This window comes from Sphingomonas faeni (assembly GCF_024273235.1).
Classification (GTDB): domain Bacteria; phylum Pseudomonadota; class Alphaproteobacteria; order Sphingomonadales; family Sphingomonadaceae; genus Sphingomonas; species Sphingomonas faeni_A.
Window position 1 is genome coordinate 55,127 of record NZ_JANBVH010000005.1, and the last position, 22,992, is coordinate 78,118.

Consider the following 22,992-nt stretch of genomic DNA (forward strand, 5'->3'; position numbering starts at 1 on the left):
CCTCCCCCTTGCGGGGGAGGATCAAGCCATCAGCGGCAGCGGACCTGGTTGTTGCTCTGCTCCACCGCGCGCCCCGCGAGACCACCCGCGGCCGCGCCCAGCAGCGAGCCGACGATCCGCGAACGGCCGCCATCGATCACGTTGCCGAGAATGCCGCCGCCGGCTGCACCGATGATCAGCCCGGTCGTGCCGTCGTTGCGCTTGCAGTAATAGCGGCCATCCTGACCCGCATAGACGCGGTCGTTGGTCGCCAGCACGCGCTCCTGATAGTTCGGGCCGGCGCGGTAATAGCGCGAGGGGTCGTAATTGCCCTCGTCGCGCTCGTCCGGATAGGCCTCCTGATAGTCGCCGCTGCGATCCGGCGCGGTGCGATAGCCGCCCTGTGGCGCATAGCCGCCGCGGTTGCCGCGCACCGACTGGTAGCGATCGAATTCCGTGCGGAAGATCTGCAACTCGCTGTCGAGCCGCGCCTGCGCCGCCGCGAACCGCGCATCGTCGGCCTGCGACTGCGCGAGCGCGGGCGTGGCAACGGACAGGCACGTCGCCGCAATCACCGCAGCCGTACCGAAGAAACGCTTCATGATCCAAATCCTCGTCAAAGGTTCACATGCAGGGACGGGCGGCGGCGTCATGCCACCGCCCGCCTGGTGCCGGCGCATCATACTACGCGCCGGATCGGCTTGCATCAGCGGCAGATCTGCACGCGACGATGGTTGCGCCATTCGGTGCGGCAACGGCGATTGTTGTTGTTCCAGTTGCGACGATCATTGCCGCGACCGCGATAGCGCCGGTCGTCATGGCGATCGCCACGATGATCGTTGCGGCGGAAATCACGGCGATCGCCGCGGTGGTCACCCCGGTGGTCGTTATCCCGGTACTGCTGGCTGTGCCCGCGATCGCGCTGCGCTTCTGCGGGGGCGGCGGCACCGAGGCCGAGTGTCGCGAAGGCCAACCCGGCGGCGATGAGATGCGTAAACTTCATGAGATGTCCTCTCGAACCCGACAATCGGGATGCGCCGTTGATACGGATATCGAGAGACATCGTTCCTGAACGGGGTTGTCGGCTCCCGTACAGGTTCGCTGCGCCCGGCATCGATTCACGCGGTGATGCCACGATCTTACGCCATGACATCACGGGCTTTCCTGCCTCAATTCGCCTTGACGAGATCGCCGGCGACTACCGGACTGCGGCGGTAAGACGGCGTTGATGCCGCTCGATCGCGATCAGGAGAAAGAAGAACATCAGGATCACGAACCCGCCGCCGATCGCCAGCGCCGTGACCAAGCCGGTCCGCCCCTGATACTGGCCGGCAACGATCGTGTTGCGCTCGGATTCCGCGGTGGCCGCATTGCTGGAGCGGCGTTCGTTCAGGACCGTGAAGAAGCGATCCTGATAGCCCTTGAACACTTTCCCAGGCGCCTCGACGTCGGTCGGAAAGCGCATCTCGTACACTTTCTCCATGTACGGGATTTCGACACGCCGGGTCGCGGGGCAGCCGATCGGCGGCTCGTACCAGGCCGTGCAGGTGGTCGCATACATATCCCACCCCCGTCGCGTTTCGGTTCGCGTCCGTCGGACCTGGGTCGCGATGCGCGACTTCGTCGCCGTCTTGTACCGGTTCAGGCGGCCGACGGTCCGGGGATCCTTCGCGGCGTTCCCCATAGTCGTGAGCAGCGCCGCCAGATCGGCCTTGTCGCGCGTGAAATCGAGATCGCCGCGGCGGATGGCATCCAGCCGCCCGGCGGAGTCGATCGTCAGGTCGTCGAATTCACCGAGCGACAACGCCTTGTCGTCGGCACGCTTGAACGGCGCGAAGCTCCGCTGGTACAGCGCGAAATAGCGTTTGGCGAAGGCGTCGTAATAGCTGCGACGTTGAAGATTAAGCTGGTCTTCGCGATCCTTCGCGCTGGTGTCGACCACGCTCTTGCCGTCCGCGGGGATCAGGTCCGCGGCCGCCACGGTCGCGGGGGCTTCGACGACCGATGCCGGCGACCGCATGACCTTGGCGAGGTTGATGCCCGCATAGCCGATCGCGACGATGATCAGGATGGTCGCCACCACCAGCACGCTCGCGCGCAGGATACGCAGGTAGATGATCTCCACGCGATCGAGCGCATTGCCGATCCGCTCGCCAACTGGCTGGCGATCGATGATGTAGTCCATGATAGTCCCCCCGGAATATTCGTCCGCGGGGTTCGCGCCGTTTTCACGCGGTCGTCAATCGATCGGGCGGGGGAGAAGGATCGCTTGTCGATCTATGATGTGGCGCCTGCCCGTCACCGGCTGCCCGTCACCGGGCGATTGCAGCTGGATCGGGAGGGCGAGCGCAGCGGGCGGCGTGGATCGCCGCCCGCTGCGTACACGGTGTCTCAGGCGAGCGTCAGGCCGACGTCGACATTGCCGCGGGTCGCATTCGAATAGGGGCAGATCTGATGCGCGGCATCGACCAGTTGCTGCGCCTGATCGCGTTCCAGACCCGGCAGCGAGACGGTCAGATCGGCCGTGATACCGAAGCCGCCTTCCGTGCGGGGGCCGATGCCGACCTTCGCCGTGACCGCGACGTCGGCGGGCACCTTCATCTTCAGCTGCTGGCCGGCCACCTTCAATGCGCCGATGAAGCAGGCGGAATAGCCGGCCGCGAACAGCTGCTCGGGGTTGCTGCCGTCGCCGCCGGCGCCGCCCAGTGCCTTCGGCGTCGACAACGCGACGTCGATGCGGCCATCCTGCGAGCGGGCGTGACCATCACGACCGCCGGTCGCGGTGGCTTCGGTGGTGTATTTGACGTCGACGGACATGCTGTATCTCCATATTGTTTATCGCGATAAATATCTAGGTGCGCGTACTGGCTATGTCCAGAAGAAAGTTTGCCGCGATAAGTATTTTCGTGGTAAGGGAGTTGCAGAAGGAGCCTTGCCGTGTCCGACCCCCTGCCGCTCGACGGTCCCCTGCCGCTCGACGAGCAGCTCTGCTTTTCGCTCTACGCCGCGACGATCGCGATCAATCGCGCGTACAAGCCGGTGCTCGATCGCCTCGGCATCACCTATCCGCAGTTCCTCGTGCTCCAGACTTTGAACGAGGCGGAGGACGGCCGCTCGATCGGTGCGATCGCCGAACGGCTCGCGCTCGAGCCGAGCACGATCACGCCGCTGGCGAAGCGGCTCGAAGCGGCCGGGCTCGCCACCCGAATCCGCAATCCGGCCGACGAACGCGAGGTGCGTGTGCGCCTGACCGAGACGGGCAGGGCGCGCTGGGCGGAGACGGGATGCCTCGGGCCGCTGATCGTCGAGCGCTCGGGGATGACGCCGGCCCGGCTGGCGTCGCTCAATGCCGAAGTCGCGGCGCTCCGCCGTGCGCTGGCGGGGTGAGCGGCGTTTACAGTCCGTGCCAGCGGAGCGGTTCAGGCAGGTCGACGGCGGCATAATCGACCTGGAGCACGCGTCGGCGACGGGGAGGATCTGCGGCGCGAGAGCCGTGGACGATCGGCGTCGCGTAGAGCCAGACATCGCCGCGGTTCGCAAGGCACGCGCGCTCGCCGCGGTCCTCGACGACGTGCTTGATACTCGCTTCCGGTAGGCGGCCGAGCCGGTGAGATCCGGGCACGATGCGAAGCGGGGCATTCGTCGCGTCGATCGGGTCGATGTGCACGCGGATCGTGACCATCCGCTCCAGAATGGCGAAGGGCGGTTCGACCTGGATCAGGCCGGCTTTCACCGTCCAGGGACCGAACCCGTCGGCGTCGGCACGCTGCTCGACGACGATCGTGCGGTCCTGATGCCAGCCGAGCGCCCAGTTCCGCGCTGCCGTCTTGTCGAACAGCACGGCTCGAACGGCGTGCGCATCGGGGCCCAACGCCGATGCGGCAATGCTGCCAATGGGACCGTCCACCGCGAGCATGGCGCGCAGGACAGGCGCGGACCCGATCCTCACGCCCGGGACGTCGCTGGGTAGGTCTGCGATCGCCTGTTCGATCGAAAGGCATGCGGCGGTATCCAAGGCACCCGCAAAGATCTGCGCGCCGTCTTCTTCGAAGCGCAGATCGGTATCCAGGGGCTGGGTCTTCGGGGTCATCCGATCAGGCCGGCGGGTTGCCCGATCCGCCGTTGAGTGCAGCGGGCTGTTTGTGGGCATCGGTGGAGGTGGTTCGGGCAGGCGCTGCATCCGTGCTGCTTCCGGCGAGCATGCCGTTCAACGAACTGCCGGTCATGCCGAGTTCCGCCATCAGGCCATCGATCAGCGGGCCACCGACGCGGTAGCGCATCGCGGCCGCCACCGCGGCATCGGCGAGATTGCCCTGACCGCCGCCGGACGCGCCATCGCTGCCGCCGTCACCGTGTAGCCCTCGGGCATCGAGGATGCTGATCTTGTCGATGTTCTCCATCGGCTTGCTCGCTGCGGCGATGATCGCGGGCAGGGCTTCGAGCATCGCGCGGCGGATCAGCAACGCGGTCTGCGCGTCGCTCAGGAGGTTGGTCGCCTCGTTGAGCGATGCCTGACCTGCCGCATCGACCTTGAACGCCGCCTCGCGACCTTCCGCTCGCGCCTTCTCGGCATCGGCTTCGGCAGTCGCCTCGGTGCGCAGGGCACTCGCGCGGGCCTCCGCGGCTTCCTTCTCGGCGGTCGCGGCGACGGTGATGCCGACAGCCTCTTCCTGCGCGCGTTGGGTGGCGGCGATCACCGCGACGTTCTTGTTGCGGTTAGCGATTTCGGTCGCCTTGGCCGTGGCGACGCTTTCCTCCGCCCGGACGGCGAGTGCGCGCGCTTCGTTGGCGGCGGCGGTGGCGGTCGATTCCTCCTCGGACTTCTGCGCGGTCTGCACGGCGGTCGTGATGCGCGCGATCTCGATGGTGCGGTCGCGCTCGATCGTCGCGGTCTGGATCGCACCGTCGCGGGCAATGGTGGCGGTCTGGATCACCTTGTCGGCCTCGGTCTGCGCGACGGTCTGCGCCTGGGTGGCGGTGATCCGCGCGATCTCCGCGAGGCGGGTCTGCTCAGCTTCAGCGGTGGCGATCGCGGTGGCCTGTTCTGCGCGGCGGGCCGACAGCGTCTGCTCCTGGGTCAGGCGCGCCTGTTCCGCGGCCTGCGCGATCTCGAGCGACTGGTTGTTCGCGTCGAGGTTCCGCTGCTCGATCTCGACGCGGTTGGTCGCGACGATGTCGTTGCGGATCTTCTTGCGCTCCTCGATCGTCCGCGTGAGCACGGTCAGCCCCTCGGCATCGAACGCGTTGTTCTCGTTGAAATGCTCGAACGCGGTCTGGTCGAAATGCGTGATGCTGACGGATTCGAGCTGGAAGCCGTTCATGTCCAGATCGGTCATCAGCGCCTCCTGCACCTTCTGGATGAAGTCGGCGCGGTTGGCGTGGAGGTGCTCCATCGTCATCGTCGCAGCAACCGAGCGCAGCGCGGACACGAGCTTGCCGTCGAGCAGCGACTTCACCGCGTCGGGGCTGTTGACCGAATCGCCGAGCGTCTGCGCGGCGGCGGCGATCGACTCCGCGTCGGGCTTCACCTTGATGTGGAACAGCCCGACGACGTCGACGCGCAGCTTGTCGAGCGTGATCAGCGCATCCTTGTTGAGGCGCGACACCTCCAGCTTCACGGTGGTCAGGCGGACCTGCATCAGCTCGTGGAGCACCGGGATGACCATGATGCCGCCGTTGAGCACGACCTTTTCGCCGCCGAAGCCGGTTCGGATCAGCGCCACGTCCTTGGTCGCGCGGCGGTAGAGCCGGGTCAGGATGATGCCGATCACCACCAGTGCGAACAGCACGATGCCGGCGTAGATCAGGACGTTCAGAAGCTGTGCGGGCATGAAACCCTCCCCGGTGATGATTGTGGTCAGATCGACTGCAGGAGCGCGTTGGCTTCGGGCAGCGCGTAGAAGAGTTTGCCGTCGCGGCGGACGATCAGCGCGGTTTCGCCGGCGGCGATCGCGTCGGTGTCGTCATGCGGTTCGACCATGATGAAATGCGCCTGGCCGTGCTGGTCGACGATTTTCGCGCGGGCCGGCGATCCTCTGCGGGCGGTGCCTTCGAGGATGGTGCCGCGGCGGCGGAGAAAGTCGTCGGTCGAGATCACGCTGGTCTCGAAACCGGGCATGATCCGGGCGAGGCCGTTGGCGGCGAGCGTGTTGAGCAGGCTGCCGGCTATCAGCGCGCCACCCGAGGCGAGGCTCCAGTGCAGCGGGCCGCCGATCAATGCTGTCGCGCCCTGCTGAATGGCAATCCCTGAAAGCGTGAAGCAGCCGAGCAACGAGGTGAGCCAGATCAGGATCGGTAGTTCATGGCCGAGGCCGAGCCAGTCGAGCACGCTGCCGCCATCCGCTTCGGCATGAACGTCCGCGTGGAGATCGAGATGGCCGAACCCAAGGCCGATCGCCTCGATCAGCCCGATCCCGATCATGATGACGAACGCGATCGCGAACGGCGCATAGGCGGGCGTCAGGAAGATCGCGAACATGGGCCGTGGCGCTGGTGAGGACTCTGGTTCTGCATCGGCGAACGGGTAGCGGACAGACAACAACGCTTCGTTACGAAACGCCGGCCGATCCGGTCTTTGCACGCCATGCATCGATACCCCCAGACCGAGGCTAGCCCGACCCCGAGGCGTTCGCAACGCGGGGCGAGGGAAACCGGCCGGGTTTGGATTCATCCTCTGCACAGGATCTGCACGACAAGCGAACGGACCGCACACGGACCTCGCGATCCGACGCTCACGGGAGCGCGGCAAAGCTGTCCTCGACAATCGGGGAGCGCGAAGATGAACCGTAATGGAAGACTGATGGCCAAGATCGGCGCTGCCCTGGCGCTGATCGTCCTGGCGGAGATATTGATCGACGACGGCAATGGCGCGGTTGTTGGTGGGTTCGCGTTCGCCTGGATCACCGCCCTGTTGCTGACGCGACGGGGGATCTGGAACGACGGATCGGCGCGACTGGCGTTGTTTGCCGGCGCCGGATTGGCGGCGGTGCTCGTCGACGATCCGAGCTTCCTCGGCTGGGTTCTGTTCTGGACGGCTGTCTCGCTTGCCGCACTCCTGCCGCGGCACAGGTTCGACGATGCTCTCGCTTGGGCGCGCAGGCTCGGCTGGCACGCGATGTCTGCCGTCGTTGCGCCGTTTAAGGACGCTGCGCGGCTGTCGATGGTCCGCCAGCGTCGAGGGCCATCCGCGCGATCGGGGCTGTCGTCGCGTTGCCCTTGATGGGCGGCGCGACGTTCCTTGGGCAGTTCGCGAGCGCCAACCCGCTGATCGGCCGGGCGTTTTCGCAAATCGTGCTGCCGGATCTGTGGGCGACGACGTGGCGCACGCTGTTCGGGCTCTGCGTGTTGGTCGCGATCTGGGCAAGCTTGCGGCCAAGTCCTTACACGACGGGACCATCGCGTTCCGGCGATCGCTCGATCGGTACGGTGTTTGAGCCAGGGGTCGCGACGCTGATCCTGTCGCTCGTGACGTTCAATACGATTTTCGCGGTCGAGAATATGCTCGACATCGTGTTCCTGTGGAGCGGCGCGGGACTGCCATCCGGCGTGACGATGGCGGACTATGCGCACCGTGGCGCGTATTCGTTGATCGTGACCGCATTGCTTGCCGCGGTGTTCGTGCTGCTGGCATTACGTCCGGGCAGTGCAGCCGCGGCGAGCCCGCTGGTGCGACGCCTGGTGACGGTCTGGATTGTGCAGAACCTGCTGCTGGTCGCGTCGAGTGCATTGCGAACGCTCGATTATGTCGACGCCTACGGGATGACGGTACTGCGACTGTCCGCGCTCGCATGGATGGGCCTGGTCGCCACGGGACTGGCGTTGATCGGCTGGCAGCTGCTAGCGGGGAAGTCCGCCGCGTGGCTGATCAACGCCAATGGGCTGGCGGCGACGGCCGTGCTCATGATGGCCAGCATCGCCGATCTCGGCGCGACGGCGGCGGCGTGGAACGTGCGTACGGTGCTTGCCAAGGGCAAGGCGGGACCGCCGCTCGACCTGTGTTACATGGCGCAACTCGGGTCGTCGTCGCTGGTGTCGCTGGCAGTGCTGGAGCAGTACGCGCGGGACCCGCGACTGCGCGAACGCCTGACGTATCTGCGGTGGGAAAATCAGATCGAAACGGCAAACGCGCAGGCCGATTGGCATCTCTGGACGCCGCGCGACGCGAGGCGCCTTACGACGGTGCGCGCGATGGTCGGTGGCAAGGCGCCGCGTTTGCGATCGGCGCCGGATGGACGAAGCTGCGACGGGCTGATCCTGCCGCCCCCAATGGTCGAGGAGCCGTCGGCGCCGCTACCGACTCCTGCGCCGCAGATGCCTGCACCGCCGCCACATTCACGCCCAACGCCATCACCAAAGCCGTTGACGCCGGGCGCGCAACAATGATCCTGTGCCCGATGCCCCGCACCATTCTGGTCGTCGATGACGATCCTCATATCCGCCAGCTGCTCGTGTTCGCGTTCGACAAGGCCGGGCTCGGCGCGATCGAGGCGGCGGACGGCGAAGCCGCGCTGGCGCTCGTTGCGACGCACGTGCCCGACCTTGTGGTGCTCGACATCAACATGCCGCGGATGGACGGGCTGGAGGTGTGCCGGCGCCTCCGCGGTGGAGAGGGCGGGGCGGACATACCGATCCTTTTCCTGTCGAGCCGCGACGACGAGATCGACCGGGTGCTCGGCATCGAACTCGGCGCCGACGACTATGTTGTGAAGCCGTTTTCGCCGCGCGAGGTGGTAGCGCGGGTGATGGCGATCCTGCGCCGCACGTCCGCGCGGGCACCGAACACCGAGGACGGGCGCGATCTGTCGCACGGTCGGTTGCGGCTCGACCTGGAAGGCTGGCGCGCGCTCTGGGGCGAGGTCGAGATCGCGCTGACCGTTACCGAGTTCCAGATCCTGCGGCTGCTCGCGTCGATGCCGGGTCGGGTATTCAGCCGCGACGCGATCATCGACCGGCTGCACGGCCCCGGTTTCGCGGTCACGGACCGCACGATCGACAGCCATATCCGCAACCTGCGCGGCAAGTTCGCAAAAGCGGGCGCCGACGACTTGATCGAGACGCGGGCAGGGATCGGCTATCGTCTCGGATCGTGCACGGGCGCATAATGGGCAGGGTCAAGGACTGGGCGAAACGCCACTGGCCCCGGTTGCGATTGCGGACGATCCTGTTTGCGACATTGTTCCTGGTCGCCGCGCTACCCGGGTTCGGCGCGGTGTTCCTGCGTGTCTACGAGAACACGCTCGTTCGCCAGACCGGGGCGGAACTGGTCGCGCAGGGAGCGGCGCTGTCCGCGACCGCGGCGGCGCTCTGGCCTGCCGCACCGCTCGGTCGGGTTGCGCCTCGCGAGGTTTCAGGCGGGGACAACCCCTATAGCGTGCAGGCGCCCGCATCCGGCATCGACCTCAGCACGACGCCGATCCGCGCGGAGCGGCCACCGGCTGCGGCCGGCGCGAGACCATTCCCCGATGCAGTGGCCGCCGCCACGCGACTTTCGCCCATCATGGAGGCGACGCGGTCCACCACGCTGGCCTCGATCATCCTCCTCGATCGCAACGGCAGCATCGTCGCCGGGAGTTCGGCCGTCGGCAGCTACGCCGCACTCCCCGAAGTTGCCGCTGCATTTACTGGGCGCGCCACGACTATGCTCCGTCGCAACGGCGCATACCGCGCGACTTATCGTTTCGAATGGCTGTCCCGCGCCGCGGCGATCCGTGTCCATCACGCGCGTCCGATCGTCGTCGGCGACCGCGTGGTCGGCGTGCTCCTGTTGTCGCGTTCCGCCCGTGCCCTGTTCCGGGGATTGTATGAAGACCGCGGCAAGATAGCGCTGGGCATCGCTGCGATCTTCGGGCTGCTCGTGGTGCTGAGCGGCGTCATTTCCCGAGGCGTCACGCGCCCGATCGAGCAACTCGGCGCGGCGACGCGCGCAGTCGCAAGCGGACGCGGTCGTGTCCCCGATCCGCCACCGACCGCGGCGATCGAGATCCAGGGCCTCTACGACGATTTCGCGGTGATGGCGGCGGCGATCGAGCGTCGTTCGCGCTATCTCCGCGACTTTGCTCACGCGGTCAGCCACGAGTTCAAGACCCCGCTCGCCGGCATCCGCGGTGCGGTGGAATTGCTTCAGGATCACCCTGACATGGCGCCGGAGGATCGACGTCGTTTCCTCGCCAACGCCGATGCGGATGCCCGCCGTCTCGCGTTGCTGGTGACGCGGCTGCTCGATCTCGCGCGCGCCGACATGGCTGAGCCGGGTGAAGAAAGAACCGATGCCGCCCGGGTCGTCGCGCGGGTTGCAGATGCTTCGCGAACGGCCGGTTTCTCGATCGAAATCGTTGGCTTAGCCGTCCTGCCAATCGTAACTGTACCAGCAACGACTTTGGAAGCCGTACTCGCGACGCTTCTGGAAAACAGCAAGCAGGCTGGTGCCCGATCCGTGACGATCCAGTTGTCGACCACGGATACTCAATTGGAAGTGCGCGTGAATGACGACGGGCCCGGCGTTCCACTCGCCGATCGAGAGCGGCTGTTCGAGCCTTTCTTCACAACGAAGCGAGATACAGGTGGCACCGGCCTCGGGCTCGCAATATCCCGTTCTCTGATTGAAGCTCAAAAGGGCAGTTTGGCTATTTCAGATAGCGAGATAACTGCCTTTGTTATCCGTCTTCCGTTGGCGCATTAGTATATGACGAGCGCAATTAGGTTCACGCGCCAATCATGCAAACTGATCCTGGGCTGGGCTCTTGAGCGAGTCGATCACCTTACCCCGCATTACGGATGCGACAGTTTTGGCAAAAACCGCAGAAAAACGAGGATTGTTGTCGGCATTATAGGCATCAAAACGGCGAAATCGATACATCTGCGATACCAGCGCGATACCAAGATCCGGCGTCTGGCGACTACGGCTTTTGACACGGCGGATGCGCACCCGCGAAATCGCTGAATGCGCCGAACCTGCTTGACGTATCGACACCTGCCTTCGCGGCATCCCCGCGCCCTTTGTTTGATACCTCCCAGACGTATGACTTGTTGTTGTCGAACTTGGGGACGGCGTTCGGAATAGCGGCCGCCTCCTTCGCACTGATTTCCGGCACCTCGACACGGCGGCTCTTGACCATGCGCGCCGTGACGCCGTCGAACGACGAGATCCGCCAATAGGAAATGCCGCCAAGTCGCCGATCCATGGGGTCGGATGAGAACGACCAGCGGAAGCCCTTGCCGGCCGCTGGTACTTTGATCGTCGTCGCGTAGCAGGTGAACGACGGGTACTCGTTGGCCCAAGGCACATCCTGCGGCTGATCCTTTGGCCGCTTCATCTCGTCCGGAGGCGGAAAGCCAGCGCCGAAGAGATAGTGCGTGTGCCCCTCCGTCGCGTCGCCGTCCCAGTCGACCTTACCTTCGCCCTCGACACCGAGCACGAGAAGTCGGTTCGCCTCGTCGAATCGCCAGCTGGTATGTGTCGCTTCGACGACGGGGTATTGCTGTCGCCAATAGGCGACCAGCGCCTTGTCGGCGTCGGCGGGTGCGAGGCCAGCAAGCTGCGCGCGCATCCCGAAGATCTCGTCGCCGCGCAGCGTGACCTGGATGCGGTATTTGCCGGGCTTGTCGAAACCGGCGGACGCATCTACCTCGACCGCCTGGATGCGGCTCGGCAAACGCGGCACGATGGGCGCGATCCGCTCAAGCGCAGCCCCGCTCGCGCGCAGCGGTAGGCCCCAGCGCGACGGCGGCGGTTCCAGCCCAGTCAGCGATCGGTCGCCGAGCCTCGTGCCGTCGAGCCAGACCGACGCAGCCCCGATCGTCGCGCGCACGACGACGTGATCGAACACCGCAGGTGTGGGAAGGCGCTCGTCGGTGCCATCGCCGCCCTTGCTCGCGACCAGCACGGGTTCGGACGCGATGCCCAGCTCGTGCAGCAGCGCGATCAGAAGCACCGTTTTCGCCTTGCAATCGCCGAACCGGCGGCGCCACGTTTCGTCGACGTTCGCCGGTTGATAATTGCCGCCATCCAGACCGACGTAAACGTAGCGGATTCGATCCTGGACCAGTTGCAACGCCGCCATCGCGCGTTGCGCCGGATCGTTCGTCGCGGCGGCGATCTTCGCCGCCTCCGCTTTCACCGGGGAGGTCGTGCCGAGCGTTCCTGCACGCACGAACGGCGCGCTGAACGTCCGCGAGACTGCCGGCCAATCGCTGTAACCACTGAACTGCATCAGCCTCGCGATCGAATACCGCAGCGGTGCACCGTCCGGGATCGTCACGGATGCCGGATCCGACAAGGTGAGCTGGCGCTCGGTTTCCAAGCCCATATCGCGGACCACTGGCTGGGGCAGATCGGGTGACGCTCGAAAGGCGATACCTGCCCCCGTCGGCGCGATCAGCCGCACTCGGTACGCGCCGCGAACGCCCGCCACCGGGAACTGCATGAAACCTTGCGGCCTCTCGCCGAGGCTGGTCTGGCGCCGAACCGTCGTGATCGCAAATTCGAGCACGTCGCCGACCTGAAGACCCGCAATCTGCAACGTCGCCGTCAGGTTGCCGTCGAGCGCGGACTGTTCGAGATTGTTTTCGCGCTGGATGACCGTGAACTTCTGCGTGGCGAGCACGTCGATGGTCTGGTCATCTCGCATGATCGCCAGACGATGGACGATCATTTCTTCATTCGCGGGCGACCATGTCATCGTCAGATTGCCGGCGGCCAAGGCTTCCGGTGTCAGGAGCGCCAGCTTGGTCGCCTGATATTCTTCTTGGCCCCGGTCCGTCACGCGGACCTGCTGGTCGGCCGAGATGAGGCGCAGCGGAGCCCCTGGCGGCGTCGGCGCGTCGCTTCCCTTGGGCGCCGCTATCACCCATGCTGGCGCCGGCGCATACCGCACGACACGCACCGGCGCTCGATCCGCCCCATGCACCACAGTCGTACCGCACAGCGCGACGATCGGCGCCGTTCCGCGCCACATTGAGCCCCTGAACACATCAATCCCCCGAATGCCGCTGCAGCTTAGCTGGCGCGCTACGTACCGCAACATCTGACCGACCACGCTGCCAGCCGCAAGCCACCCAACTGGACCTAATCTTGCGCTGTTCGAGTTCGTCTCGTCCCAAGCGGGAAAAGCGTCTTCAGCCGATCGACCGTGTGACGCCACTTGGGCGTCTTCGGCGCGCAGACGCTGTTCTGGTTGCCGAACATGCCGACCTCGTGGATCGCCGCATCGAGGCCGACGGTGGCGACCCATTCGACGGGGACGAAATATTCGCAGCGGTCGAGATCGTCGATGAACTCCCGGTGGTAGCCGGCCGTCAGGACGTCCGCCGCCATATGCGTTCATGGACCCGGCATTGATTAAGCTTCTGCATGCCGGCTGGATCGCCACCTGCCGATTAACTGAATCGTCAGACCGCTGAGACTGTAGGGGCACTGGAGTGAGTGTGGTGGGACCAGAATGTCGTTGGCCTGCTGACGCAGGATCGTAGTGGCGATCTCAGCTTCGGATATGACCCGGCATGGGCAACAGCAGGCCGTTGCCGCGCTCCCTGCCGCTACGCGATCAGCCCTTCAACCGCGCGGCCTGCCGTCCGTTCTTCGGGGGATTGCTGCCCGAGGCCGACCAGCAGCAAGGCGCCGCGGCGGCACTGGGTGTTTCGGTTGCCAATGACTTTACCTTGCTGGATCGCCTCGGTGGCGATGTCGCAGGCGCGATCATGCTATTACCGTCAGGGTAGGGCCCACCGGAACGCTCGACGACTGGCGCACCGCGAGGTCGATACGTCTTTCGAGGCATGTCGGAACACACGTCGGCTCATCTGCGATACGCGAATGATACGCTTGTAACTACGTCACTCGCCGCCTGATCTCAGAAAAGGTGACTTTTCAACAGGTTGCGCTGGTGGAGCCGAGGGGAATCGAACCCCTGACCTCTGCAGTGCGATTGCAGCGCTCTCCCATCTGAGCTACGGCCCCGCGCGGTTGGCCATAGGCCATGGTCGCGGCTTTAACGGGTCGATTTCGGGGATGCAACTGGCTTGGCGGGCCGGTATTTCCTAAGCCGTTGGGGTGGTTCTCCGCTCGGCGAGACGACGACACAATCCCGGTCAGGCGCGTCGTCGCAGCGTTGCGTCGTGTCGCCGTCAAGTCACGGCAAATACAGGAACAATCGACAGGCTGGGCGTTTGTAGTCCTCGGAATGTACGGGAACGCGATCGACTAAATCGATCGACGGGACCGGCAGCCGCAGGACAGCAATTAGGAGCTTCCCATGGTCTACGAACGCAATACCCGGGATCGTCAGTCTGGCGATTATTACGGTCGGCCGAACTCGCAGGATTATGGTCGCGATTTCCGGTCCGATGGCGGTGACTACGGCCGATCCAGTGCGCGCGATTACGCAGCCGCCGGTGAATTCGACCGCGACAACCGCGGACGCGACGATCAGAGGAGCCGCGATCAATATGGTCGCGATCAGAGTCGCGATCAGGGCGGCCGCGATTATTACGGCGGTCACAACGATCGCCAGCAGCCATCGGGCGGAGATCGCTATGGTCAGTCGCGTTATGGCTCGGGCCAGGGCTATGGCCAGCAGGGCTATGGTCGGCAGGATCCGGGTCAGCAGCGTTATGGTCAGCAGGGCTACGGCCAGCGCAGCCAGGGTTCGGGCGATACCGAATATCACGGCAGCTACGCGTCGGACGGTCGCCGGTTCGAGGATGTAGGGCGCAATCGTCATGCGGACGACGACAATCGCAACCCGCAGCGTGGTGACAACCGTGGTTATGGCCGCCAGCCGCAGGGCTATGACTATGATGATCGCGGTTTTATCGCGCGCGCAGGCGACGAGGTGCGCTCGTGGTTCGGCGATGACGAGGCGGAGCGTCGTCGCGAGGCCGATGCGCGCTATGACGAGCGTTCCTATGGTAATCCGGATAGCCGTTCGTTCGGTAACCGGTCGTCGAACACGCACGACGATCATTATCATAGCTGGCGCAGCACGCAGATCGCGGCGCTCGACCGCGACTATGACGAGTATCGCAACGAGAACCGCTCGAAATTCGAGAACGAGTTTTCGTCGTGGCGCACCGAGCGGCAGGGCCAGCGTAGCTCGCTGTCGCAGGTTACCGAGCATATGGAAGTCGTCGGGTCCGACGGCAGCCATGTCGGGACGGTCGACAAGGTGAAGGGCGACCGGATCCTGTTGACCAAGAACGACCGCGATGCGGGTGGCGTGCATCACTCGATTCCGTCGCGCTGGATCAAGACCGTCGATGGCAAAGTGACGCTGTCGAAGTCGGCCGACGAAGCCAAGGCGGCGTGGAAAGAGGAAGAGCGCAACTCGGCGATGTTCGAGTATGGCGACCGCACCGGTGGCGACAAGAAGGACGCCGGGACCACCACGGGCTATGCTTCGAATGCCCAGGCCGGCAACGGCACGGTCAATCGCGATCAGACCACCACCGGCGCCGGCCCCACCACCGGTACGGCGACCGATGCGCTCGGCAAGTCGGGTTCGGGCACCTACTGATCGCCTGAACATAGCGGCCGGCATCGCGTGATGCTGGCCGGGAAGGAGCCCGGGCGGGAACGTCCGGGCTTTTTTGCGGGTTGCGCTGCGGGTATGTTCCGCCATACCCACAACACGAATATTCTAGACAGGAGCAAATTTATGGCCCGTGCATGGAGCCTGAAGGCACGTCCGCAAGGCATGCCGAAGCATACCGATTTCGCCATGATCGATCTCGACACGGCCGCGCTCGGCGCCGGCGAGGTGCGGATCGCCAATCGCTGGCTGTCGGTCGATCCGTATATGCGCGGGCGGATGAACGACGTGAAGAGCTATGTCCCGCCATTCGCGCTGGGCGAGGCGATGCAGGGCGGTGCGGTCGGCGAAGTGGTCGAGAGCAACGACGACGGCATCAAGGTCGGCGACATGGTGCTGCACATGGCGGGCTGGCGCGACGAGGCGGTCGTGCCCGCCGCGCAGGTGCAGAAGCTGCCTGCGCTCGATGTGCCGGCGCAGGCGTTCCTCGGGCAGCTCGGCATGCCGGGGATGACTGGGTATTTCGGGCTGTTGCAGGTTGCCGAGGCGAAGGCGGGCGACACGGTGTTCGTGTCGGCGGCGGCGGGTGCGGTCGGATCGACCGTCGTGCAGGTCGCGAAGGCCAAGGGCATGACGGTGATCGGCTCGGCTGGCGGCGCGGAGAAATGCGCGTGGGTGAAGTCGCTCGGGGCCGATGCGGTGATCGACTACAAGAGCGACGTTCCGGTGGTGAAGGCGCTGGGCCAGGCCGCGCCGAAGGGCATCGACGTGTATTTCGACAATGTCGGTGGCGAGCATCTCGACGCGGCGCTGGCGCATGCGAACATGCACGCGCGGTTCGCGGTCTGCGGGATGATCGACGTGTATAACAGCGGGGCGGCGACGCAGTTGAAGTATCTCGCGCGGCTGATCGGTAACCGGATCCAGATCCGCGGGTTCATCGTCAGCGACTACATGAATCGCGCCGAGGAGTTCTACAAGGACATGGGCGGGATGCGGGCGGCGGGGACGCTGAAGCGGCAGGAAACGGTGCACGAGGGGCTCGAGACGATGCCGGATGCGTTTCTGGGGCTGTTCTCGGGTGGAAATACCGGGAAGATGCTCGTCAAGGTTTGAACGACAGTCGCTTGGCGTTCGATCCTCCCTCGCAAGGGGGAGGTGGCGCCGAAGGCGACGGTGGGGGCGGACTGCGCAACCGAGGTTATTCCTGCCTCACCCTCCGTCTGGCGAGTGCCAGCCACCTCCCCCTGGCGGGGGAGGATTAGTGAGGGGTGGTTTTACCCTCGTCACCCCGGACTAGTTCCGGGGTCCACGGTGCCGCGAAGCGATGGCTGGCGAGTTTGCGGGACGGTGGATGCCGGAACGAGCCCGGCATGACGGGGTGGGTAGTCGTCCGCCCTAAAGCCACTTCGCCTGCTTGAATTTCACGTACAGCGCCGAGCACACCACCGCGATCACCCCCAGTACGACGAAATACCCGTATTCCGTCTTCAGCTCGGGCATGTGCTCGAAGTTCATGCCGTAGATCCCGGCGATCGCGGTCGGCACGGCGAGGATCGCGGCCCAGGCCGCGAGCTGGCGGGTGATCGCGCCGGTGCGTTGCTGTTCGAGCAGGTTGCTGAATTCGAACACCGACGTCAGCACTTCGCGCAGGCCCTCGACCATCGTCTGCACGCGGCGGACGTGGTCGAGCACGTCGCTGAAATACGGTTTCGCCTCCACGTCGATGCACGGCAAGTCCAGCCGGACGATCTTGCCCGCGACCTCGCCCATTGGTCCGAGGATGCGCTGGAAGCGGATCATTTCTCGACGCAAGCCGAATATCCGGACGATCTCGTCGCGGCCGAGAAACGCGTCGATCGTGCGTTGTTCCATCGCCAGCACCTCGTCCTCGATGCTTTCCATGATCGGCAGGTAGCCGTCGACGACATAGTCGAGGATCGCGTGGAGGACATAGTCGACGCCGTTGATCAGCAAGGTCGGCGCGGCTTCGAGCTGTTCGCGTAGAGCTTTATGAGACCGCGCCGAGCCGTGGCGGACGCTGATGATGTGGCTGTGACCGACGAAGATCGCGGTCTCGCCATACGCGATCTTGTCCTGCTCCAGCTGGGCGGTGCGCGCGACCACGAACAGCTGGTCGCCATACACGTCGACCTTGGGCAGCTGGTCCGCCTTGATCGCGTCCTCCACTGCCAGCGGATGGAGGTTGTACTGCTCCTTGAGCGTCCGCATTTCCTCGGCCGACGGGTCGCAGATGCCGATCCAGACGAACTCCGAACGATCCGCGGGGCAATCGACCTTTTCGTCGATCGAGACCGCGCGGACGCGCTTGCCATGGCGATAGAGATACGCGGCGACGACCGTCATGGAGCCTCAAGGATTACGCTAACGAGGCCGCGCCGGTATCAGAACGCCGGCAGCACCGCACCCCGATAATGCTGCTCGATGAAGGTCTTGGTGGCGGGACTGCGAAGCGCGGCGATCAGTTTCACCACCCGCGGGTCCTTTTCGTTGCCGGGGAGGCCGACAACGAAATTTACGTAGGGGCTGTTCTTGTCCTCGATCGCGAGCGCGTCGCGGACCGGGTTGAGCTTCGCGTCGAGCGCGTAGTTGGTGTTGATCAGCGCGAGATCGACCTCGCCGAGCGTCCGGGGCAGGGTGGCGCCTTCCAGTTCCTTGAAGTTCAGGTTCTTCGGGTTGGTGGCGATGTCGTTGAGGCTCGACAGCGGGTTGGTCGGGTTTCGGAGCGTGATCAGCCCGGCCTTCTGGAGCAGCAGCAGCGCGCGGCCGCCGTTGCTGGGCTCGTTCGGGATCGCGACGGTGGCGCCGTTGGGGATCTGCGCGATCGACTTCCACTTGCGCGAATAGGCGCCGAGCGGTTCGACATGGACGCCGGCATAGGTCACGAGATGCGTGCCGCGCGAGGCGTTGAACTGGTCGAGATACGGCTTGGTCTCGAAATAGCTGACGTCGATCTGCTTCTGCTCGACCTGGAGATTGGGTTGGACATAGTCGTTGAAGACGCGGATCTGGAGGTCGACGCCTTGCTTTGCGAGCGTCGGCTTGATCGATTCCAGGATCTCGGCGTGCGGCACCGCGGTCGCGGCGATCGTCAGCGTCTTGCCGTCGTTAGTCTGCTTGCTACCGCAGGCGGCGAGGGCGAGCAGCGAGAACGAGGCGAGCACAGTGCGGCGGTTCATGGCGGTTCCTAGCGGCGGGTGAAGTGGCGGGCGAGCGCGTCGCCGGCATATTGGATGATCTGGACGAGCACGACCAGCAGCACGACGGTGACGACCATGACGTCGGTCTGGAAGCGCTGATACCCGAACCGGATCGCGAGATCGCCGAGCCCGCCCGCGCCGACCACGCCGGCCATTGCGGTGAACGAGACGAGCGCGACCGCGGTGACGGTGGCACCGGCGATCAGGCCGGGAAGGGCTTCGGGGATCAGCGCGCCGGTGACGATCTGGCGCGTGGTGGCGCCCATCGCCTGCACCGCCTCGATGGTGGTGCGGTCGATTTCCTTGAGCGACCCCTCGACAAGGCGCGCGTAGAACGGCGCCGCGCCGACGACGAGCGGCGGGATCGCGCCGGCAACGCCTAGCGATGTGCCGACGAGCATGACGGTGAGCGGGATCATCACGATCAGCAGGATGATGAACGGTACGGAGCGGAGAATGTTGACAATGACGCCGAGCACGACGTTGGCGACTCGGTTCTGCGACAGGCGGCCTTGCCCGGTGAGGTAGAGCAGGACGCCGAGGGGCAAGCCGAACGCGATCGTCAGCACGAGCGATCCACTGAGCATAATCAGCGTGTCGAGGCACGCCTGGCCGATGTCCGACCAGTCGATGTTGGCGAAGAAGCTCATGCCGCCAGCGTTGCCAGCATGCGCTTGGTCGCCGGGTGCTTGGCGTCGGCGAAAATCTCCGTGACGGCGCCCGTCTCGACGATGCGGCCGCGTTCGAGGACGGCTACGCGGTCGCAGGCGTAGCGGACGACGTCCATTTCGTGGGTGATCAGCACGATCGTCAGGCCGAGGTCTCGGTTGAGTTCGCGGAGGAGGGTCAGGACCGATCGGGTCGTTTCTGGATCCAGCGCGCTGGTCGCTTCGTCACACAGGAGGATGTCGGGATCGGTAGCGAGCGCGCGGGCGATGCCGACGCGTTGCTTCTGGCCGCCGGAGAGTTGGGCGGGGTATTTGGTGGCGTGATCGGCGAGGTCTACGCGGTCGAGCAATGCTGCGACTTTCGTCTCGCGCTCGGCCTTTGCGACACCAGCGAGCACGAGCGGGAACGCGACGTTCGCCGCGACCGTGCGGGAGGATAGCAATCCGAAGTTCTGGAAGATCATGCCGATCCGGCGACGCAGCGCGCGCAGGTTCGCCGCCGACAACGCGGCTACGTCGACGCCATCGACCTCTACCCGGCCCGAAGTCGGGCGTTCGAGCGCGTTGATCAGGCGGATCAGCGTCGACTTGCCCGCGCCGGACTGGCCGATGACGCCGAACACACCGCGTGCCGGAATCTCCAGCGAGATCCCGTCCAGGGCAGCCGCTTCGCTTGCCGGGTAGGTTTTAACGATGTCGGTGAGGCGGATCATGTGGTGCCCATGACCTGCACTGCGAACCGCTCCATTTCCTCGGCCTGCGGGCTCATCTGGAGCAGCAGCAGGTCGAGACCGGCCGCCTCGTACTCGGCGACGCGCTCCTTCAACTGTTCGGGCGTGCCGACCAGATTGGGGCGCAGGCCGCGGTTGGAGACGGAATATTCCTGGATCTTCATCTCGCGTTCGAGCTGCGTGCCCGACAGCCACTGGTCGAAATTGGCATAGCCCGCGGGGAGTTCGGTGACGCTGGTGATGCGCTCGAGCTCGCGTTTCGCCTCGGCCTCGCTGTCGCGGACGATCGCGTAGGCGGCCATGCCGTACTGCATCGGTGCGCCGCCGGCCGCTTCACGGCGCGCGGCCATGTCGGCGATCTTCGGGGCGATCGCCTCCGCCGGGTCGCCGTGCATGACATAGGCGTCGCACTGCGCGGCGATCATCGCCTTGGCCTTCTCGCTCTCGCCGCCGGCATAGACGGTCGGGCGCTTGGCGGGCTTGGGCGAGCAGATCGCTTGCTGCGTGGTGTAGAACTGGCCCGCGAAGTCGAACCGTTCCTGCGTCCACAACCCGTCGACAACGGTCAGCCACTCCGCCGTGCGCGCGTAGCGGTCGTCGTGCTGGTCGAACTGGAGGCCGTATTGCTTCGCCTCGTCCGCCCACCAGGACGACACGACGTTGAGCGCGAGGCGGCCGCCCGAAATCCGATCGATATTCGCCGCCGCCTTGGCGAACAGCGCGGGGTGGTGGAAGTTCGGGCGGACCGCGACCATCAGTTCGATACTGTCGGTCACCGCCGCGAGTGCCGCCGCGGTCGACCACGCATCGAGCGCGGGCTGTTCAATGCCCTTGATATCGTTGAGGTTCAGCTCGGCGATCAGCGTCAGGTCATAGCCCCAGCGCTCGGCATTCTGCGTCAGCGCCTTGGTATAGGCCCAACTCGCCTCCATCCCCTCGTCGGGAATGTTGCGAAGCCAGCCGCCGAAGACGGGAGTCCAGTAACCGTAGCGCATCAGCGGGCCTTCTCGATGTGTTCGATCAGGTAATCGACGAGGCGGTCGTGCGGATCCCAGCCGAGCATTTCGAGGGGCTTGGCGACGAAGTTCGACAGTGCGTTGATGTCGTAGAAGCGCGCGACACCGTCACGGTCGTCGATCATCACCTCGACCCCGCCGACGTCGAGATCGACCGCGCGGGCGATCGCTTCGGCCGCGTCTCTCAAGGTCTGCGAGGGCTCGACCGCGGCCATCTTGATGCCAGAGCCGGGGACGACGCACGCGTCCGCCGGGCAGAGATCGAACGCGCCGCCGCCTGCGACCTCGATCGCGTAGAGGAATTTGCGGTCGAGCGTTTCGATCCGGGTGATCGCGCCGTCGCGGACGGGGACGTATTCCTGGACCAGCAACACGCCGTCGACGCTGCTTGGCAGTCCGGCATCGGCGACGGCGGTGCGCAGTTCGTCGAGGCTGTCGAAGCGGATGATGCCTGCGCCCGATCCGCCGATGTTGGCCTTCACGACCAACGGGAAGCGGAGCGTCTGCGCGGCGGGGACGACATCGGCGGCGCGGTGGACGACGCGCGTTTCGGGGATCGCGAGGCCGAGCGAGGCGATCAGCGACAATTGGCGCGCCTTGGAGGCGTCGATCGCGAGGACGTCGGTGCCGTTGATTACGCGCGCGCCTGCGCGGCGCCAGTGATCGAGCATCGCCATCGTGTCGAAGATCGGATGCTCGTCGCTTCGCAGGAAGCTCGACATCGCGATCCGGTTGAAGACGACGGGGGCGGGGGGGCTCTGGTCAGCGGGGTTCCAGAACCCGTCCGGCGTCGCGCGCGTGACCGCAACGCTGCGGCGGTCGAGCGCGGCGAACAGCGGTTCGAACCAGAGCGGGTGCTCGTAGAGAATGGCGAGATCGGTCATCGCCCACCGGATACGCATTGCGCGCGGGCGTGCAAACCCAAGCAAAACTTTGCCGGGCGCAATATCGTGTCGCGGGGTCGCTGACAGCGAGGCGGCGGCGGGGTAGCGTGGGGGATGATCTCCAGATTCGTCACGCTCGCCCTTGCCGTTTTCGGCGCCGTTTCCGTTTCCGCGCAGGAGGCTCCGCCTGCGCCGCCGCCTGTTGCTCCGGCGACCGTCTCGATCGTGATGACGACCAGCGAGGGGCCGATCACGCTGGCGCTGGAGAAGGATCGCGCGCCGCTGACGACCGCGAATTTCCTGCGCTATGTCGACCAGAAGCGGCTCGACGGGGTGACCTTCTACCGCGCGATGAAGCTGGGTGCGGATGCGGGGTTGATCCAGGGTGGGCCTCACGGCGAGGTGAAACGCCTGCTGCCGCCGGTGAAGCATGAGCCGACCAGCCAGACGGGGTTGTCGCATGTCGATGGCACGATCTCGCTCGCGCGGTTTGCGCCGGGGAGTGCGACGGCGGATTTCTTCATTACCGTTGGCCCGGTGCTGTCGTTGGACGCGAACCCGACGGGGACTGGTGACACGGCTGGGTTTGCGGCGTTTGGGCATGTTGTCGAGGGGATGGACGTGGTGAAACGCATCCTCGCCGCGCCGACTTCGCCGACTGCCGGGGTGGGGGTGATGAAGGGGCAGATGATTGCTGCGCCGGTTAAGATTTTGACGGTGCGGCGGGTGAAGTAGGGAACGACCTTACTTCGCCCTGGAATCCAACCACCCCGGCGAAGGCCGGGGCCCAGTTGGGGGACGTCGCCAACTAAGCGCTGCGTTTCGTTACTGCGACCTTTCCAACTGGGCCCCGGCCTTCGCCGGGGTGGCGGCTGGTAGGGGGGCCTATCGTGAACCAAACTTGTTTCCCCGCGAAGGCGGGGACCCAGACTGGGCTCCCGCCTTCGCGGGAGAACAAGGAGGGGAGTG

Annotated in this window: 25 protein-coding genes and 1 tRNA gene; 9 read left to right on the forward strand and 17 right to left on the reverse strand. The window is 65.4% G+C overall.

The annotated features are described in order from the left end of the window. Positions 1 to 29 precede the first annotated feature (29 nt). The 4 genes from NLI89_RS03780 to NLI89_RS03795 form a co-directional block, all read right to left on the reverse strand. Positions 30 to 581: a glycine zipper 2TM domain-containing protein gene (locus NLI89_RS03780; protein WP_254685801.1), complete on the reverse strand. Its 552-nt coding sequence runs from the start codon at positions 579 to 581 to the stop codon at positions 30 to 32. A gap of 104 nt (positions 582 to 685) precedes the next feature. Further along, the gene (locus NLI89_RS03785) at positions 686 to 982 is read right to left on the reverse strand and encodes a hypothetical protein (protein WP_254685802.1); all 297 of its coding nucleotides are present in this window, start codon (positions 980 to 982) and stop codon (positions 686 to 688) included. A gap of 195 nt (positions 983 to 1,177) precedes the next feature. Further along, on the reverse strand, positions 1,178 to 2,164 hold the full coding sequence (locus NLI89_RS03790; protein ID WP_254685803.1) for a hypothetical protein: 987 nt from the start codon (positions 2,162 to 2,164) through the stop codon (positions 1,178 to 1,180). Positions 2,165 to 2,370: 206 nt separating this feature from the next. Continuing rightward, positions 2,371 to 2,796, reverse strand: a complete 426-nt coding sequence (locus NLI89_RS03795) for an organic hydroperoxide resistance protein (RefSeq protein WP_254685804.1) — start codon at positions 2,794 to 2,796, stop codon at positions 2,371 to 2,373. Between the two features lie 120 nt (positions 2,797 to 2,916). On the opposite strand from NLI89_RS03795, the gene NLI89_RS03800 reads away from it, so the two are divergent. Then, positions 2,917 to 3,366 carry a MarR family winged helix-turn-helix transcriptional regulator gene (locus NLI89_RS03800; RefSeq protein ID WP_254685805.1) on the forward strand — a complete coding sequence of 150 codons (450 nt, stop codon included), beginning with the start codon at positions 2,917 to 2,919 and terminating at the stop codon, positions 3,364 to 3,366. A 7-nt stretch (positions 3,367 to 3,373) separates the two neighbouring features. Here the strand turns inward: NLI89_RS03800 and NLI89_RS03805 are convergent, their stop codons facing one another. From NLI89_RS03805 to NLI89_RS03815, 3 genes are read right to left on the reverse strand one after another with little or no spacing between them, the layout of a single operon-like run. Next, positions 3,374 to 4,069 (reverse strand): phytanoyl-CoA dioxygenase family protein, encoded by a 696-nt coding sequence (locus NLI89_RS03805; RefSeq protein ID WP_254685806.1) that lies wholly within the window; start codon positions 4,067 to 4,069, stop codon positions 3,374 to 3,376. A 4-nt stretch (positions 4,070 to 4,073) separates the two neighbouring features. Further along, the gene (locus NLI89_RS03810; RefSeq protein WP_254685807.1) at positions 4,074 to 5,810 is read right to left on the reverse strand and encodes a flotillin family protein; all 1,737 of its coding nucleotides are present in this window, start codon (positions 5,808 to 5,810) and stop codon (positions 4,074 to 4,076) included. Positions 5,811 to 5,836: 26 nt separating this feature from the next. After that, positions 5,837 to 6,457 (reverse strand): OB-fold-containig protein, encoded by a 621-nt coding sequence (locus NLI89_RS03815; protein WP_254685808.1) that lies wholly within the window; start codon positions 6,455 to 6,457, stop codon positions 5,837 to 5,839. 300 nt (positions 6,458 to 6,757) lie between these two features. On the opposite strand from NLI89_RS03815, the gene NLI89_RS03820 reads away from it, so the two are divergent. From NLI89_RS03820 to NLI89_RS03835, 4 genes are read left to right on the forward strand one after another with little or no spacing between them, the layout of a single operon-like run. Next, positions 6,758 to 7,198, forward strand: a complete 441-nt coding sequence (locus tag NLI89_RS03820; RefSeq protein ID WP_254685809.1) for a hypothetical protein — start codon at positions 6,758 to 6,760, stop codon at positions 7,196 to 7,198. Beyond that, complete coding sequence (locus tag NLI89_RS03825) at positions 7,198 to 8,361, forward strand: DUF4153 domain-containing protein (protein WP_254685899.1); 1,164 nt, start codon at positions 7,198 to 7,200, stop codon at positions 8,359 to 8,361. The genes NLI89_RS03820 and NLI89_RS03825 overlap by 1 nt, the downstream gene beginning before the upstream one ends. An 11-nt stretch (positions 8,362 to 8,372) precedes the next feature. Continuing rightward, on the forward strand, positions 8,373 to 9,080 hold the full coding sequence (locus NLI89_RS03830; protein WP_254685810.1) for a response regulator transcription factor: 708 nt from the start codon (positions 8,373 to 8,375) through the stop codon (positions 9,078 to 9,080). Then, positions 9,080 to 10,657, forward strand: coding sequence for a sensor histidine kinase (locus tag NLI89_RS03835; RefSeq protein ID WP_254685811.1), 1,578 nt, complete (start codon positions 9,080 to 9,082; stop codon positions 10,655 to 10,657). The genes NLI89_RS03830 and NLI89_RS03835 overlap by 1 nt, the downstream gene beginning before the upstream one ends. Positions 10,658 to 10,690: 33 nt before the next feature. Here NLI89_RS03835 and NLI89_RS03840 read toward each other — a convergent pair whose 3' ends face one another. The 3 genes from NLI89_RS03840 to NLI89_RS03850 form a co-directional block, all read right to left on the reverse strand. Next, the gene (locus tag NLI89_RS03840; protein ID WP_254685812.1) at positions 10,691 to 10,903 is read right to left on the reverse strand and encodes a hypothetical protein; all 213 of its coding nucleotides are present in this window, start codon (positions 10,901 to 10,903) and stop codon (positions 10,691 to 10,693) included. Then, positions 10,875 to 12,932 carry a DUF3857 domain-containing protein gene (locus tag NLI89_RS03845; RefSeq protein ID WP_254685813.1) on the reverse strand — a complete coding sequence of 686 codons (2,058 nt, stop codon included), beginning with the start codon at positions 12,930 to 12,932 and terminating at the stop codon, positions 10,875 to 10,877. Before NLI89_RS03845 ends, NLI89_RS03840 begins: the two co-directional genes overlap by 29 nt. Positions 12,933 to 13,042: 110 nt before the next feature. After that, positions 13,043 to 13,291, reverse strand: coding sequence for a hypothetical protein (locus NLI89_RS03850; protein ID WP_254685814.1), 249 nt, complete (start codon positions 13,289 to 13,291; stop codon positions 13,043 to 13,045). Positions 13,292 to 13,476: 185 nt separating this feature from the next. Between NLI89_RS03850 and NLI89_RS03855 the strand changes: the two genes are divergently transcribed. After that, a complete protein-coding gene (locus NLI89_RS03855) occupies positions 13,477 to 13,695 on the forward strand; it encodes a HipA N-terminal domain-containing protein (RefSeq protein WP_254685815.1) in 219 nt (72 codons plus the stop codon). Between the two features lie 162 nt (positions 13,696 to 13,857). On the opposite strand, the gene NLI89_RS03860 is transcribed toward NLI89_RS03855, so the two are convergent. Next, positions 13,858 to 13,933 (reverse strand) — tRNA-Ala (locus NLI89_RS03860). Positions 13,934 to 14,228: 295 nt separating this feature from the next. On the opposite strand from NLI89_RS03860, the gene NLI89_RS03865 reads away from it, so the two are divergent. Then, entirely contained in the window at positions 14,229 to 15,488 is a 1,260-nt protein-coding gene (locus NLI89_RS03865; RefSeq protein ID WP_254685816.1) for a DUF2171 domain-containing protein, read from the forward strand. Positions 15,489 to 15,629: 141 nt separating this feature from the next. Further along, a complete protein-coding gene (locus tag NLI89_RS03870) occupies positions 15,630 to 16,619 on the forward strand; it encodes an NADP-dependent oxidoreductase (protein ID WP_254685817.1) in 990 nt (329 codons plus the stop codon). A 282-nt stretch (positions 16,620 to 16,901) separates the two neighbouring features. On the opposite strand, the gene NLI89_RS03875 is transcribed toward NLI89_RS03870, so the two are convergent. The 6 genes from NLI89_RS03875 to NLI89_RS03900 are packed head-to-tail and all read right to left on the reverse strand — an operon-like array spanning position 16,902 to position 22,041. Beyond that, entirely contained in the window at positions 16,902 to 17,870 is a 969-nt protein-coding gene (locus NLI89_RS03875) for a magnesium and cobalt transport protein CorA (protein ID WP_254685818.1), read from the reverse strand. 38 nt (positions 17,871 to 17,908) lie between these two features. After that, positions 17,909 to 18,703, reverse strand: coding sequence for a MetQ/NlpA family ABC transporter substrate-binding protein (locus NLI89_RS03880; RefSeq protein ID WP_254685819.1), 795 nt, complete (start codon positions 18,701 to 18,703; stop codon positions 17,909 to 17,911). An 8-nt stretch (positions 18,704 to 18,711) separates the two neighbouring features. Next, positions 18,712 to 19,374 (reverse strand): methionine ABC transporter permease, encoded by a 663-nt coding sequence (locus NLI89_RS03885; RefSeq protein WP_254685820.1) that lies wholly within the window; start codon positions 19,372 to 19,374, stop codon positions 18,712 to 18,714. Then, entirely contained in the window at positions 19,371 to 20,105 is a 735-nt protein-coding gene (locus tag NLI89_RS03890) for a methionine ABC transporter ATP-binding protein (RefSeq protein WP_254685821.1), read from the reverse strand. Before NLI89_RS03890 ends, NLI89_RS03885 begins: the two co-directional genes overlap by 4 nt. Further along, entirely contained in the window at positions 20,102 to 21,118 is a 1,017-nt protein-coding gene (locus tag NLI89_RS03895) for an LLM class flavin-dependent oxidoreductase (protein WP_254685822.1), read from the reverse strand. The genes NLI89_RS03890 and NLI89_RS03895 overlap by 4 nt, the downstream gene beginning before the upstream one ends. Further along, complete coding sequence (locus NLI89_RS03900; protein WP_254685823.1) at positions 21,118 to 22,041, reverse strand: ATP-grasp domain-containing protein; 924 nt, start codon at positions 22,039 to 22,041, stop codon at positions 21,118 to 21,120. Before NLI89_RS03900 ends, NLI89_RS03895 begins: the two co-directional genes overlap by 1 nt. A 96-nt stretch (positions 22,042 to 22,137) precedes the next feature. Here NLI89_RS03900 and NLI89_RS03905 point away from each other — a divergent pair, with 96 nt between their 5' ends. After that, positions 22,138 to 22,758: a peptidylprolyl isomerase gene (locus NLI89_RS03905; RefSeq protein WP_254685824.1), complete on the forward strand. Its 621-nt coding sequence runs from the start codon at positions 22,138 to 22,140 to the stop codon at positions 22,756 to 22,758. Positions 22,759 to 22,992 lie beyond the last annotated feature (234 nt).

Excerpts from the sequence above, each read along its gene's own strand:
- NLI89_RS03780 (WP_254685801.1), bottom strand. The coding sequence starts at position 581 with ATGAAGCGTTTCTTCGGTACGGCTGCGGTGATTGCGGCGACGTGCCTG.
- NLI89_RS03785 (WP_254685802.1), bottom strand. The coding sequence starts at position 982 with ATGAAGTTTACGCATCTCATCGCCGCCGGGTTGGCCTTCGCGACACTC.
- NLI89_RS03790 (WP_254685803.1), bottom strand. The coding sequence starts at position 2,164 with ATGGACTACATCATCGATCGCCAGCCAGTTGGCGAGCGGATCGGCAAT.
- NLI89_RS03795 (WP_254685804.1), bottom strand. The coding sequence starts at position 2,796 with ATGTCCGTCGACGTCAAATACACCACCGAAGCCACCGCGACCGGCGGT.
- NLI89_RS03805 (WP_254685806.1), bottom strand. The coding sequence starts at position 4,069 with ATGACCCCGAAGACCCAGCCCCTGGATACCGATCTGCGCTTCGAAGAA.
- NLI89_RS03810 (WP_254685807.1), bottom strand. The coding sequence starts at position 5,810 with ATGCCCGCACAGCTTCTGAACGTCCTGATCTACGCCGGCATCGTGCTG.
- NLI89_RS03815 (WP_254685808.1), bottom strand. The coding sequence starts at position 6,457 with ATGTTCGCGATCTTCCTGACGCCCGCCTATGCGCCGTTCGCGATCGCG.
- NLI89_RS03820 (WP_254685809.1), top strand. The coding sequence starts at position 6,758 with ATGAACCGTAATGGAAGACTGATGGCCAAGATCGGCGCTGCCCTGGCG.
- NLI89_RS03825 (WP_254685899.1), top strand. The coding sequence starts at position 7,198 with ATGGGCGGCGCGACGTTCCTTGGGCAGTTCGCGAGCGCCAACCCGCTG.
- NLI89_RS03830 (WP_254685810.1), top strand. The coding sequence starts at position 8,373 with ATGCCCCGCACCATTCTGGTCGTCGATGACGATCCTCATATCCGCCAG.
- NLI89_RS03835 (WP_254685811.1), top strand. The coding sequence starts at position 9,080 with ATGGGCAGGGTCAAGGACTGGGCGAAACGCCACTGGCCCCGGTTGCGA.
- NLI89_RS03845 (WP_254685813.1), bottom strand. The coding sequence starts at position 12,932 with ATGTGGCGCGGAACGGCGCCGATCGTCGCGCTGTGCGGTACGACTGTG.
- NLI89_RS03850 (WP_254685814.1), bottom strand. The coding sequence starts at position 13,291 with ATGGCGGCGGACGTCCTGACGGCCGGCTACCACCGGGAGTTCATCGAC.
- NLI89_RS03855 (WP_254685815.1), top strand. The coding sequence starts at position 13,477 with ATGGGCAACAGCAGGCCGTTGCCGCGCTCCCTGCCGCTACGCGATCAG.
- NLI89_RS03865 (WP_254685816.1), top strand. The coding sequence starts at position 14,229 with ATGGTCTACGAACGCAATACCCGGGATCGTCAGTCTGGCGATTATTAC.
- NLI89_RS03870 (WP_254685817.1), top strand. The coding sequence starts at position 15,630 with ATGGCCCGTGCATGGAGCCTGAAGGCACGTCCGCAAGGCATGCCGAAG.
- NLI89_RS03875 (WP_254685818.1), bottom strand. The coding sequence starts at position 17,870 with ATGACGGTCGTCGCCGCGTATCTCTATCGCCATGGCAAGCGCGTCCGC.
- NLI89_RS03880 (WP_254685819.1), bottom strand. The coding sequence starts at position 18,703 with ATGAACCGCCGCACTGTGCTCGCCTCGTTCTCGCTGCTCGCCCTCGCC.
- NLI89_RS03885 (WP_254685820.1), bottom strand. The coding sequence starts at position 19,374 with ATGAGCTTCTTCGCCAACATCGACTGGTCGGACATCGGCCAGGCGTGC.
- NLI89_RS03890 (WP_254685821.1), bottom strand. The coding sequence starts at position 20,105 with ATGATCCGCCTCACCGACATCGTTAAAACCTACCCGGCAAGCGAAGCG.
- NLI89_RS03895 (WP_254685822.1), bottom strand. The coding sequence starts at position 21,118 with ATGCGCTACGGTTACTGGACTCCCGTCTTCGGCGGCTGGCTTCGCAAC.
- NLI89_RS03900 (WP_254685823.1), bottom strand. The coding sequence starts at position 22,041 with ATGCGTATCCGGTGGGCGATGACCGATCTCGCCATTCTCTACGAGCAC.
- NLI89_RS03905 (WP_254685824.1), top strand. The coding sequence starts at position 22,138 with ATGATCTCCAGATTCGTCACGCTCGCCCTTGCCGTTTTCGGCGCCGTT.